The organism is Propioniciclava sp. LT432 (assembly GCF_059515965.1).
The window spans coordinates 71,491-84,027 of sequence record NZ_JCAKNE010000019.1 but is presented as its reverse complement, the minus strand read 5'-3'; the positions used below and the strand labels follow the sequence as shown (position 1 = coordinate 84,027).

10 protein-coding genes are annotated in these 12,537 nt (G+C 70.0%); 6 read left to right on the top strand and 4 right to left on the bottom strand.

Going from position 1 to position 12,537, the window contains the following annotated elements:
- The first annotated feature begins 44 nt into the window (after window positions 1-44).
- A complete protein-coding gene (locus tag AC5YDV_RS12125) occupies window positions 45-416 on the top strand; it encodes a PadR family transcriptional regulator (protein ID WP_496183590.1) in 372 nt (123 codons plus the stop codon).
- Between the two features lies 1 nt (window position 417).
- On the top strand, window positions 418-1,788 hold the full coding sequence (locus tag AC5YDV_RS12120; protein WP_496183589.1) for a permease prefix domain 1-containing protein: 1,371 nt from the start codon (window positions 418-420) through the stop codon (window positions 1,786-1,788).
- Window positions 1,789-1,837: 49 nt separating this feature from the next.
- On the opposite strand, the gene AC5YDV_RS12115 is transcribed toward AC5YDV_RS12120, so the two are convergent.
- Genes AC5YDV_RS12115 through AC5YDV_RS12105 form a run of 3 tightly spaced genes read right to left on the bottom strand, consistent with a single transcriptional unit; the run spans window position 1,838 to window position 4,156 of the window.
- Window positions 1,838-2,866, bottom strand: a complete 1,029-nt coding sequence (locus AC5YDV_RS12115; protein ID WP_496183588.1) for an NAD(P)H-dependent flavin oxidoreductase — start codon at window positions 2,864-2,866, stop codon at window positions 1,838-1,840.
- A gap of 1 nt (window position 2,867) precedes the next feature.
- The gene (ald, locus tag AC5YDV_RS12110; RefSeq protein ID WP_496183587.1) at window positions 2,868-3,965 is read right to left on the bottom strand and encodes an alanine dehydrogenase; all 1,098 of its coding nucleotides are present in this window, start codon (window positions 3,963-3,965) and stop codon (window positions 2,868-2,870) included.
- A gap of 5 nt (window positions 3,966-3,970) precedes the next feature.
- Window positions 3,971-4,156 carry a DUF5302 domain-containing protein gene (locus tag AC5YDV_RS12105; RefSeq protein WP_496183586.1) on the bottom strand — a complete coding sequence of 62 codons (186 nt, stop codon included), beginning with the start codon at window positions 4,154-4,156 and terminating at the stop codon, window positions 3,971-3,973.
- 117 nt (window positions 4,157-4,273) lie between these two features.
- Here AC5YDV_RS12105 and AC5YDV_RS12100 point away from each other — a divergent pair, with 117 nt between their 5' ends.
- The 4 genes from AC5YDV_RS12100 (at window position 4,274) to AC5YDV_RS12085 (ending at window position 7,950) form a co-directional block, all read left to right on the top strand.
- Window positions 4,274-4,738: an NUDIX hydrolase gene (locus AC5YDV_RS12100; RefSeq protein WP_496183585.1), complete on the top strand. Its 465-nt coding sequence runs from the start codon at window positions 4,274-4,276 to the stop codon at window positions 4,736-4,738.
- Between the two features lie 127 nt (window positions 4,739-4,865).
- Window positions 4,866-6,638, top strand: coding sequence for a DEAD/DEAH box helicase (locus tag AC5YDV_RS12095; RefSeq protein WP_496183584.1), 1,773 nt, complete (start codon window positions 4,866-4,868; stop codon window positions 6,636-6,638).
- Window positions 6,639-6,770: 132 nt separating this feature from the next.
- A complete protein-coding gene (locus tag AC5YDV_RS12090; protein WP_496183583.1) occupies window positions 6,771-7,193 on the top strand; it encodes an SRPBCC domain-containing protein in 423 nt (140 codons plus the stop codon).
- Window positions 7,194-7,344: 151 nt separating this feature from the next.
- A complete protein-coding gene (locus AC5YDV_RS12085; RefSeq protein WP_496183582.1) occupies window positions 7,345-7,950 on the top strand; it encodes a hypothetical protein in 606 nt (201 codons plus the stop codon).
- Between the two features lie 66 nt (window positions 7,951-8,016).
- On the opposite strand, the gene AC5YDV_RS12080 is transcribed toward AC5YDV_RS12085, so the two are convergent.
- Complete coding sequence (locus AC5YDV_RS12080; protein ID WP_496183581.1) at window positions 8,017-12,330, bottom strand: multicopper oxidase domain-containing protein; 4,314 nt, start codon at window positions 12,328-12,330, stop codon at window positions 8,017-8,019.
- Window positions 12,331-12,537: the final 207 nt, after the last annotated feature.

Below are 12,537 nucleotides of genomic sequence, written 5' to 3'. Positions count from 1 at the left end.
GCCACCTATCCTCATACCTAGAACTGTTAGGTATGGGAGGCGGCATGGGCACACCTGTCGGCAAGGACCTCGTCGCGGCATCCGCTGCGCCGCTCGTCCTCGGCATCCTGGCCGAGGGCGAGAACTACGGGTACGCCATCCTCCAGCGCATCGCGTCCCTCTCGGGCGGACAGCTCGACTGGAGCGAGGGGATGCTCTACCCACTCCTCCACCGCCTCGAGCGCCTCGGGCAGATCGAGGCCCAGTGGGGCGCCAGTGAATCCGGCCGGCGCCGCAAGTACTACCGCATCACCGCGCGCGGACACACCGCCCTGGCCGAGCAACGCCAGGCGTGGCAGGCCGTCGACTCCACCCTCCGCGCCCTGTGGGGCGACCTGCAGCGGGTGTCCCTCCCCGCACTCCCCGAAGGAATCTGACATGACAGACGCTCCCACCACCCCGGAAGGCCGGATCGCCGCCTGGCGCGAGGCCATGCTCGCCCGACCCGGCGTTGCGGCGTCCGATGTCGACGAGCTCGAGGACCACCTCCGCGGTCACGTGGACGCGCTGACCGCCGCGGGACTCTCCGACGACGAGGCCTTCCTCGTCGCCGTCCAACGCGTCGGCCGGCAGGACGCCATCGCCGCCGGCCTCGCCCGCGAGCACACCGGACGTCTCTGGCGCCAGTACGTGCAGGAAGAGGAGCCTGCTCGGACGGCTCCGCGCGCCGACTTCTGGATCATGCTGCTGTTCGCCGTGCTGGCAGGCCTGGCCGTGCGGATCCCCTTCGCGCCGCTGCTCGCGGGCGTGGAGGAGGGGGCCTCCGCGGCGGACGTCCCGCACGTGGTCGCGGCGCTCGTGGCGTTGGCGTCCGTCATGACCGGTTACCTCGCGTGGCGTCGGCGTCCGCCGGTGGTGGGGGTGCTGGTGGGGATGGCCGCGCTGCTGGGGGTGATCGCGGCGGCGCTGCTGGGCTACCCGTTCATCGAGCCTCGGCAGACGCAGGTGCTGGGCCTGGTGCACGCGCCCATCGCGATCGCCGTCGCGCTCGGGGCGGTGTACCTGGGCCGGGACTGGCGGAGCGTCGAGCGCCTGATGGACTACGTCCGGTTCCTCGGCGAACTGGCCATCTACTACGTGCTCATCGCCGTGGGTGGCGGTGTGCTGATGGGCTTGGCGGCCGGCGTCTTCTCGATGGTCGGCGTGGAGCCGGACGTCCTGGCCTCGTGGGTCTGGCCCTTGGGCGTTGGCGGCGCCGTGATCGTGGCGGCCTGGCTGGTGGAGGGGAAGCAGTCCGTCGTGGAGAACATGGCGCCGGTGCTGTCGCTGGTGTTCACGCCCCTGTTCACGCTGCTGCTGGTGGTGTTCCTGGGAGTCATGGCCGTGGGCGGCCCGCCCTCGACGGCGAACCGCGAGGTGCTGATCATCATCGATCTCGTGCTCGTGGTCGTGCTCGCGCTGCACGTCTTCTCGGTGTCGGCCCGTCCCGGCGGCGCGCGGGTCGGATGGTTCGACCGCCTGCAGTTCGTGCTCCTGGTGGCCGCCGTGGTCGTCGACGTCGTGCTGCTCGGTGCCATGGCGGGGCGCATCGCCGAGTTCGGGGCGAGCCCCAACAAGGTCGCGGCCCTGGGCGAGAACATCGTGCTGCTGGTGAACCTCTCCGTGGCGGCCTGGTTGTCGTTCGGGTTCCTCCGCGGGCGACGTCCGTTCGCGGACCTGGAGAACTGGCAGTCCCGCTACCTGCCGGTGATCGGCGTGTGGGCGCTCGTCGTGGTGCTGGTGTTCCCGCTGGTGTTCGGGTTCCGCTGAGGTGTGGCGCTACGTCGCGGGCCTCGGGCCGAAGAGCCCGGAGAACGCCCTAGGAACCAACCAACCGACGCACCACATCCGCGGCCGGGTCGGCACGCGCCCGTCGCCATCCCGTTCCAGCCCACAGGTGCGCGCGCTGGGTGTCACCGGCCTTGAGGGCCGCCGCCCGCAGCGGTGACGTGACCTGGTGGACCGCCGGATAGAACGCCGGGGCATCCGGGAACTCGGCCGTCCACCGGTTGGCCAGGGAACGGGCGGGACGTCCGGTGAAGGAACGGGTCACGACGGTCTCGGTGAACGCCGGGTCGACCAGGGCTCCCCGAACCGCAGGAGACGTCCCGGCCTCCGGGGTCAGCAGGAACGCTGTCCCGCACTGGACCGCTGACGCCCCACCCAGGAAGGCGTCGTCGACGTCCGTGGCGTCCATGATGCCGCCGGCAGCGATCACGGGTAGGTCCACCACCCACCGCACCGCGGCCACCAGGGCGACGGTGCCGTGTTGGTTGGGCGGGTCGATGCAGTGCGTGGTCGCGCGGTGGCCCCCGGCGTCCGTGCTCTGGACCACCAGCGCGTCCACCCCTCGCGAGGCCGCGACCACGGCGTCCGCGACGGAGGTGACGGAGGCCCAGACGGCCGTCCCCACCCTGCGCAGGCGCTGGACGTCCTCGAGCGGCGGGATCCCGAATGTGAAGGACACCACCGGCACGGGATCAGCCTCGAGGTACTCCACCTTCGCGCCCCACCCGTCATCGTCGGGGTGGGGGAGGGGCAACTCCACGCCGAACTCGGCGGCCCAGCCGGCCAGCGACTCCCGATAGGCCGTCACCTGCCGGATCTCCTCGCGGCTCGCGTCGTCCTCGCGCCACTCGGGCATGAACAGGTTCACGCCGAAGGGTCCCGAGGTGAGGGCACGGGTCTCGGCGACCTGTGCGGCCAGCGCGTCCAGCGACCGGTAGCCGGCGGCGAGGAAGCCCAGGCCGCCGGCGTCCGTCACCGCCCCCGCCAGCGCCGGGGTCGAGGGGCCGCCCGCCATGGGCGCGGCCACGACCGGGCTGGCGAGGTCGGTGAGCCGGAACATGTCAGTCGCCGAGCGCCGGGAGGTCCGGGAACGCCGCGGCCACGCCCGGGTGGGCCAGCCGTCCGCCGATCACGTTCAAGCCTTCGGCCAGGGCGGGGTCCGCCTCGGCGGCGGCCGCCCAGCCGAGGTTCGCGATCGACCGCACGTACGCCAGCGTCGCGTTGGTCAGGGCCACCGTGGAGGTGTTCGGCACCGCGCCCGGCATGTTGGCGACGCAGTAGAACACCGACTGGTGGACGCGGTACGTCGGGTCGTCGTGGGTGGTCGGGTGGGAATCCTCGAAGCAGCCGCCCTGGTCGACGGCGACGTCGACGAGCACCGATCCGGGCTTCATCGCGGCGACCATCTCGTTGGTGACCAACTTGGGCGTCCGCGCGCCCGGTACGAGGACGGTGCCGATCACCAGGTCGGCCCCCAGCACCTGCTCCCGCAGCGTCAACGGCGAGGACACGAGCGCGTCCACTCGGTCGTCGAACTTCCACATGATCTCGCGGAGCTTGTTCAGGTCGGTGTCGAGGATCGTGACGTCCCCACCCATTCCGAGCGCCACACTCGCGGCGTTCTGGCCCGCGATGCCGCCGCCCAGGACGACGACCTTGGCGCTCGGCACGCCGGCGACCCCACCCAGCAGGACGCCGCGGCCACCCTGGGCCGTCATCAGCGCGTGCGCGCCGACCTGGGGCGCCAGGCAGCCGGCGACCTCCGACATCGGGTACAGCAGGGGCAGTTGGCCGTTGGGCAGCCGGACCGTCTCGTAGGCGACGGCGGTCGTCCCGGCCTTGAGGAGCGCCTCGGTCTGCTCGCGGTCGGGGGCCAGGTGCAGGTAGGTGAACAGCACCATGTCCTCGCGGAGGAACCCGTACTCGGCGCGGGTCGGCTCCTTCACCTTGAGGACGAGGTCCCCGGACCAGGCACCCGCGGTGTCGACGATCCGCGCGCCGACCCGGGCGTAGTCGTCGTCGGTGATGGACGAGCCGACGCCCGCCCCGGCCTCCACGAGCACCTCGTGTCCCGCGACCACCAGGTCGTGCACGCCCACGGGCGTGATCGCGACCCGGTACTCGCGGACCTTCGTCTCCTTGGGGATCGAGACACGCATCCGGCCTAGCCCCCCGCCTTCCTCCGGAACGTTCGCTTGCCGCCCTGCTGGCCGTGGGGGCCACCGCTCGCCTTCGACCCACCCTGCACGCCTCCGGCGTTGCCATGGCTGGCGTTCTTCTTGGCCTCGAGGGCGGCCCGCATCTGTTCCTTGGGGTCCACCGCCTTGTCGGCATCCTTGGGTTCGCTCATGGGCCTACCTTTCCATCCCGGTGGTTCGGCGTCCATCGAACCGCCGTAATGTCGTGAGCCCAGCGATCTGCCGGGGTCTTGGAGCCTCCCCTCCTCGACCCATGGCAACATGGGTCCATGCCCCTCTACAGTGCCGGCCTCCTGCCATACACCCATGTGGATGGCGAGTTGACGGTGTTCATCGTGCACATGGGTGGGCCGTTCTGGGGTCACCGTGACAACGGCGGGTGGTCGCTGGCCAAGGGCATGTACATCCCGGGCGAGGAGGCTCCCGAGGTCGCGGCGCGCCGCGAGTTCGAGGAGGAGGTCGGTGTCCCGGCCCCCTTGGGTGACCTGGTCGACCTCGGCGAGGTGCGCCTGAGCTCGGGCAAGCGGGTGCGCGGGTACGGCGTCGAGGCGTCCCCTGAGCTGGCGTTCGTGGAGAGCAACTTCTTCGAGGTCGAATGGCCCCGCAAGTCGGGCAAGTTCCAGCTCTACCCCGAGGTGGACCGCGCCGGCTGGTTCACCCTTCCCGAGGCGCGGACCCGGCTCACCATCGGTCAGGTCCCGTTCCTGGACAGGCTGCAGGAGTTGCTGGGCTGATCGTCCGGCGACACGCTCGACACCCCGGCTTGCTTGTTTGACCGCTCGACGGTGCCGGGGGCTAAGGTCGAGGCCCTATGCGCTTCCCCGCCCCCCTGCCTCGCCGTGCCCTGGGTGAGGTGCGCGCGTGAGCCACTCCGCGTTCGACCGGCTCGGCCCGGCGTTCCCGCAGCGCGCGCCGTGGGGCACGGCGACGAAGCTGCGCGCCTGGCAGCAGGAGGCCCTCGACCTCTACCTCGAGCGTTCCCCGCAGGACTTCCTGGCCGTCGCGACCCCGGGCGCCGGCAAGACGACGTTCGCGCTCCGCATCGCGGCGGAGTTGTTGCACACGCGGGTTGTCCGTCGGGTGACGGTGGTGGCCCCGACCGAGCACCTGAAGGTGCAGTGGGCGGACGCCGCGGCCAAGGTCGGCATCCAGCTCGACCCCGGCACGGCGGGACGCAAGCGCGGCCGGTCCCGGCAGTACGACGGGGTGGCCGTCACGTACGCCGGCGTCGCGGCGGCGATGCTCCACCACCAGACCATGACCGCGAACATGGACACCCTGGTGATCCTCGACGAGGTCCACCACGCGGGTGACGCGCTCGCCTGGGGCGAGTCGGTGCGCGAGGCGTTCCAGTACGCGAAGCGGCGACTGGCGCTCACCGGTACACCGTTCCGGTCGGACGACAACCCGATCCCGTTCGTGACCTACGTGCCCGCCGGGGCCGCCACGGAGGCCGGGGCGATGGTCTCGAAGGCCGACTACACCTACGGCTACGCCGAGGCGCTGCGCGACCAGGTCGTCCGGCCCGTGCTCTTCATGAACTACGGCGGGCCGATGCGGTGGCGGACGAAGTCCGGCGACGAGGTGGCCGTCAACCTCGGCGAGGTCACGACGAAGGACATCACCTCTCAGGCCTGGCGCACCGCGCTGGACCCGAAGGGCGAGTGGATCCAAGCGGTCCTGCGGGCCGCCGACAAGCGCCTCACCGAGGTGCGCCGCCACATCCCGGACGCCGGTGGCCTCGTCATCGCCACCAACCAGACCAACGCCCGCGCGTACGCCCGCACGCTGGAGTCGGTGACCGGCACCAAGCCGACGGTCGTGCTGTCGGACGACGCGGGCGCCTCGTCACGCATCGAGGAGTTCGCGAACTCGGAGGACCGTTGGATGGTCGCCGTCCGCATGGTGTCCGAGGGGGTGGACGTCCCGCGCCTGGCGGTGGGCGTGTACGCGACCGCGACCCAGACGCCTCTGTTCTTCGCCCAGGCCGTCGGACGCTTCGTGCGCGCCCGGCGCCGCGGCGAGGTCGCGACGGTGTTCCTGCCGACGGTGCCGATCATCCTGGCCCACGCGTCCTCGCTGGAGCGCCAGCGCGACCACGTGCTCGGCCGGAGGAAGGCGTCCGAGGAGGTGGACGTGTGGGCCGAGGCCGAGGCGATCCTCGAGCGGGCCAACCGCGCGGAGGCGGCGTCCGACGACCTGCTGGGCTCGTTCGAGGCGATCGACTCGGCGGCGACCTTCGACCACGTGCTGTTCGACTCGCAGCAGTTCGGCATGCACGCCGTCCCGACGTCGGACGACGAGGCCGAGTACCTGGGCCTGCCCGGGCTCCTCGAACCCGAGCAGATCACCCACCTGCTGCGCGAGCGGCAGCAGCGCCAGATCAACCGCCACGCTCGTCAGGAGCGCCGGGAGAAGGTCGAGCCGGAGGTGGCCCTGCACCGGGCGCTGGCGACCCGGCGCAAGGAACTCAACATGCTCGTGGCGCAGTACGCGCGGGTGAAGGGGATCCCGCACTCGCACGTGCACGCCGAACTGCGCCGGCAGTGCGGCGGTCCGCCCCTGGCCGCCGCGACGTCGGACCAGGTCGAGGCGCGCATCACGATGATCCGGGCCTGGCACGGACGCCTGTGAGGCATTTCCGGGTGGAGGAACCCCAAGAATTCTTGGGGTTCTTCCACCCGGAAATGCAGCACGGCCCTGAGCAGGCGGGCGGACCTGAGGCGTTCCCCTGTCGGGTGCGGGGAATCCGGGCCATGATGAGGTATGCAGATTCACGACGACGTGCACGAGTTCGACGTGCCCTGCGCGGCCCAGCCCGCGTTCGAGGCCTTCACGCTGCGGACCGCGGAGTGGTGGTCCCCCGAGGCGGTCGGAAGTCCCGACGTGTTCAGCCATGTGTTCTTCGAGCCGGTCACCGGCGGCCGGGTCCAGGAGGTCGCGTCCGACGGAACCCAGACCTACCGCGGCGAGATCAAGGAGTGGCGGCCGGGCAAGCGCCTGGTGTTCACCTTCAGCAAGGCTGAGGATGCCTCCGACCCCTCGACCATCTCGGTCGACTTCATCCACACCGGAGACGACGCCGCGACGATCCGCATCCACCACCTGACCGGCGATGAGGACCGCTTCAACAACTGGGACGGGTTCATCCGGCCGTACGCCGAGTTGCTGGGGGTGTACACCCACTGACGCTTTGTGTGGCATTTCCGGGTGGAGGAACCCCGAGAATCCTTGGGGTTCCTCCACCCGGAAATGCACTCGGGGCGCAATCCCTCCGTGCCCCCGGGCCGTATCCGGAGTAGCGGGCCAGCCGGGCCCGGCCACTCACAGGAGGTCCATCATGCGGAGAACCACCACCGTCACGCTCGCGTCCTTGGCTGCGCTCGTCGCCGCGGCCACCCCCTCGATGGCGATGGACACCGTGCCGTCAGCGAAGGTCGAGAGCCACTCGTACGCCCTGGGCCCGGTGCAGGCCGCGGCGGTCCCGGGCAGTCAGGCTCATGGCTCCGCACGCGTGAAGGCCCTGCCCAACGGCAAGCTCCAGGTCACGGTCGTCGCGCACGGGCTGACCCCGGGCGTCCACCACATGATGCACCTGCACACCTTCCCCATGGCCCCGGACATGGGCTGCCCCGGCCCGGCGGCCGACACCAGCGGGGACGGCCTGGTGAGCGTCGGTGAGGGTGCCCCGTGGTACGGCCCCGTCCAGGTCTCCCTCACGACGTTCGGAGCCACGACGGGCAGCGTCGACATGACGGCCTTCCCGATGGCGGACGCCGCGGGTCACCTCGAGTACCAGCGCACGTTCGCGGCGTCCGAGGCGAACCTCGACCTCGCGAGGCGGTTCCAGGTCGTCGTCCATGGCCTGGACCTCGACGCCAACGGCACGCTCGCGGCGGGCATGGAGACGTCGATCCCGATCCTGTGCGGGGGCGTCGCGAACTGACGACACGGCCGGACGCCGCGGGCTCGAGCCCGCGGCGTCCGGTTGTGAGGGGAGTGGATCGCTCAGCTACGGCAGCCTGATGGTGTTGGACCACCCGGATTGTGTCGTGTCGCTGAACGCGAGCACCCGGTAGTTGTACGCCACGCCGGAGGTGACCGCCTGGGTGAACGTCGTGGTGTTCGGCCCCACCGTCGTGTTCACGACGTTGGTTCCGTCGACGTTGGTGCGCTGGATGAGGAACCCGGTCTCGTTGGCCGAGTTGTCCGTCCAGGTGAGGGAGACCGTCGAGGTCTTCCTGTTCTTCACGGTCATCGTTCCCGCCAAGTTGGTCGGTGCTGCGACTGGGTCGCCCACCGCCTGGGTGCCCGTCCGGCTGTCGACCGTGATGGTCGGGAAGCCGCCACCCGGCGGGATCTCGTTGAACGCGGGGTTCGAGTAGTCCCACGTGTCTCCGACCGTGTTGATCGCGTACACCTGGTACACGTAGTCCCGGTCCGGGTTGCCGATCCTGTCGACGTACGGGGCGACCGTACCGGTGGTCGAGCCGGTGCCGGTGGTGGCGTCCGGGTCGGCCGTGCGGTTCACCCGCTGCTCGGTCTGCACCACGGCGACCTGCTGCCAAGCGTCCGCGGAGCCCGCGAGGCGTCGCTCGATGACGAACGCCGTCTCGTTCTTCGAGTTGTCGGTCCACGTGATGCTGTACGCCCGGGCGGGGCCGTTGCCGGACTTGGTCGCCACCACTCCCGTTGGAGCGACCGGGTTCACGGCGATGGCCTGGGTGCGCATCATGTCCATCTCCTCATGGCTGAGGATGTGGCAGTGGAGCACGTACTCCCAGCCGAAGTTGACGTAGTGGTTGATCACGTCGATCGGCTCGCCGTCTGGGTTGAACGCCATCAGCGGGAGGCCCAGCGCCTCCTGCTGGGTGGTGTCCGCGATGTACGCCCCGGCCCGCATGGACGGGTCGAGCAGGCGGACGCTGTTCGGCAGACCGCCCCACGCGTCCGGGATCGGCGGGATGATCGGCCGGATCGCCACAATGGTGTCCTCGAGCGGACTGATCCGGACGGTGTCCTTCCAGCCGAGCTCGGTGGCTTCCGGCTTGCGGATGATCCCGTCCCAGCCGACCCGGTTGAGCAACTGGACGTCGTAGAGGTGGAAGTGGATCGGGTGCGTGTCGACCCCGTTGTGCGTGAACTTCCAGATCTGCGTGCCGTCATCGGCGGACGCGATGGGCGTTGCCTCCATGCCCGGCGGCAGTTCGAGGCCGTCGAGGATCTCGGTCGGTGGCATCGAGAACCCGTACAGGATCATGTTCTGCAGGCCCGCCTGGGCGTTCGGTGTCTCCACCCCCAGGAAGCCGCTCATGCGCCCGTACTCGGCCTCGAACGCCTCACCCATCTCGTCCTGGATCATCTTCGGCTTGAGGTTCATGGTGAGGGTCTGGTCGGACGTGGTGGTGAACGGTGCGCCGGGCGTCGCGTCGTCGACCAGCCGGTTGAACGTCAGCGACGTGTCGAAGATCTGGACGGTGCCGTTGAGCGCGCCGTTCGTGGGGAACGTCGTGCCGTAAGCGGCGTTGTACTCGCCCTGGCCGACGATGATCGGCTTCTGGCCCGACTCGAAGACGCCCGTGCCGGCGACGGTGTGCGCGAACGCCTGGTTGAGCTTGGCCATGTCGAACGCCGCGGACGGCGTCCCCTCCACCTTGATCTGCATCATGGTTCGGGTGTTGGGCCCGTAGCCGGGCAGCGTGGAGGCCACGCCCCCGGACTCGCGGTAGTCGCCGTTGCCGGTGTAGTAGTCGTACCGCGGGTCGCGGGCCGGGAAGGCCGCCGGTGCGTCGTTGTAGACGATCAGCGTCTGGCCGGCGTACTGCGACAGGTCGACGACCACGTCGAAGCGCTCCGCGGGTGCGACGAGCAGCGAGTGCTGGTCGACGTTGCCGGCGTTGAACACGGTCGGGTCGTTGACCCACGTGGTCGGGTGCGCGGGCACCTCGACCGGGGTGGGCAGGAAGCCGCCCTCGGTTCCGACGACGATCCAGTCCGGTCCCTCGGTGCCGGCGACCGGCGTCGGGAACACGGTCGGATCATCGAGCGCCGCCGCCACCTCGGTCGGGTTGAGCTTGACCTCGGTGCAGGCGACCCCGGTGGATTCGGGGGCCGGCTGGGGGTTGTTGGCGTCACAGATCACGCCGTTGGCGTCCATCGCCTGGTACAGCGACAGGTTCATGAACCGGTCGTTGGCCGCGTTCAGGATGCGGAAGCGGTACGGCTTCGGCTCCAACGTCGTGGTCGGGTAGGCCTTGCCGTTGACGACCGGGGTGTCCATGAACGCCTCCATGCCCATGGAGTTGTAGGGCACGCCCGGCATGAGCGGCGGCTCGCACCAGATGCCCGGCGTGGCCGGGTCGTCCGGGTTGCACGCGGGGTCGTGGTACGGGTTGGCGATCGGCCCGAACTCGACGTTGTTCGTCGGCGGCCAGAACCACGGGCCGTAGGCCCAGCGTCCGTAGGCGTTCACGCCGGAGGGGTCACCGGGGTTCTGAGCGGGGGAGTAGACGTGCGGCAGCCACAGGTTGCCCTCGCCGCCCCACAGCTCCGTGTTCCAGGTCTCGTCCTGCAGGGCGAGCTGGGCGGCATTCGGCACGAAGGTCTTGTCCTGGAAGACGAGGGGGATCGTGCTGTTGGCGTCCGGCAGGGTGCCGGAGCCGACCAGCGCCTTCTCGGTGTCGTCGGTGATGATGTACGGCGCGGCCTCGCCGGCGTACACGTTCAGGCGGGTGATGCCCCAGCTGTGGTCGTGGTAGAACATCAGCCGCGCGCTCTGGGCGTTGGTGTAGTACAGGGTCTGGACGCCGTCGGTCGGGCTGTCGACGTTGGCCATGTCGGGGCTGTTCTGGACACTGACGCCCTGCGGGAACGGGGTGTTCTCGTTGGCCGGGGTGATCCACTGGTGCGGTGTGCCGTCAGAGATCCACGGGGTGATGCCGCCGTGCAGGTGGACGATCGCGCGGTTCTCGGTGTAGCAGTGCCCGCCTGCCACCATGGCGGCGTGCATGGCCTCGCCGTCAGTGGTCGTGTAGCTGCACATGGGGTTGACGGGGTCAACCATCCCCGGGTTCTGCTCCATGTACGTGTGGCCGTCCGGCGTCATGCCCGAACCCATGACCGTCGAGTCCACGGGCAGGAAGAGGTTGCCGCCCAGACCGGTCGGGAGCAGGTTGTGGAACTCGATCCGGACGGGGGTGCCCTTCGTGGCGACGATGGCCGGGCCGAGGTAACTGGGCTGGCTCGCGTATGAGCCATCCGCGTTCAGCTGGACGTAGCCGCGCAACTGGGTGGTGGCCGGCAGGTCGGCGTGCATCTGGGCCGTGTACTCGACCAGGCCGATGCGGTAGAAATCGGCACCGGGGAAGCTCGTCGTGTCCGGCGTCGCGGCGCCGATCATCGGCAGCTCGTCCTTGAACTTCCGGAGGCCGCCGCTGATGGTGGTCTGGTCGGGCCCGACGACGGTGGCGCCGAAGGCGTACGTCCGCTGCTGGGCGAGGGTGGGGTAGTCGGTGCTGCCGAGCATGATGGTGCCGCCCTCGATCGGCTGGACGGCCGGGTACTGCAGCACCTCGCTCCCCGTGCCGACGTCGAGCGGAACCCCTTGGCCGTAGAACGCCAGCCGGTCGCCGGCCTGCACGGGCAAGTTGATGACGCCGTAGTCTGCCGGGGCGCTGGTGGCCGGGTCGGCGAGGGCGGGCAAGGTGAGCAGGCCCGAGTCGAACACGACGGAGAACTCGTTGGGAGTGCCGGTCGGACGCAGCACGTACGCATGGAGGACGTTCCCGGCTGAGGGGAACGGGCTCAGGCCGCTGGTGGCCTGGTTCCAGGAGTGGAAGCTGGTCAGGAAGCCGCCCGGGAGCGCCTGCGGCATCACGACGAACGCCGAGGCCAGTTGACCGACTGCGACGGGGTAGTCAGTGGCGTACGCGCGGTCCTGCAGCAGCTCGCCGACGTATCCGGCGGAGCCCGGGACCGTCGTGATCTGCGGCAGTGGGCTGTTCGCGTAGTTGGGGTGGCTGAAGTAGCGCGGCGCGTCTCCTGGCGCCACTGCTGCCGCGGCTTGGATGTTCATGAGCGGGTTCAGCTCGCCGGCCTTGATGGCCCGGGCGGCCGCTTCGTCGCGCTGCTGCTGGGTGATCCTCTTCTCCCTGGCCTCTTTGGCCTTTTCCACCTTGTCCTTGTACTTCTGCGGGATCTTGTCCGCTGCGGGGGCCTGGGCGGTGGGCGGTTCGGCGGGTGGTGCGGCAGTGGCGAGTGTCCCGCTCCACATCAGGGGGAGCGCAATGAGGGCAGCAACGAGTGCTGCCCGCGGTTGGTTGGGCATGGCAGATTCTCCTGGGAGCGACGTGTCGGGGGGTGAAGCGGGCTGCAGGTGGGTCCTCGTCACTGAGCCCATCATGGTCGACCGGCGCGGCGTGGGTCCGGTCGCGTCTACGGCCCAGAGGGTGTCGCGTGGGTGAACCGGGCACTCCCCAAGTTGGCTGGAAAATACACGCCGAACTGCGGGCAGCACAGGGGGAGGGATACCCCC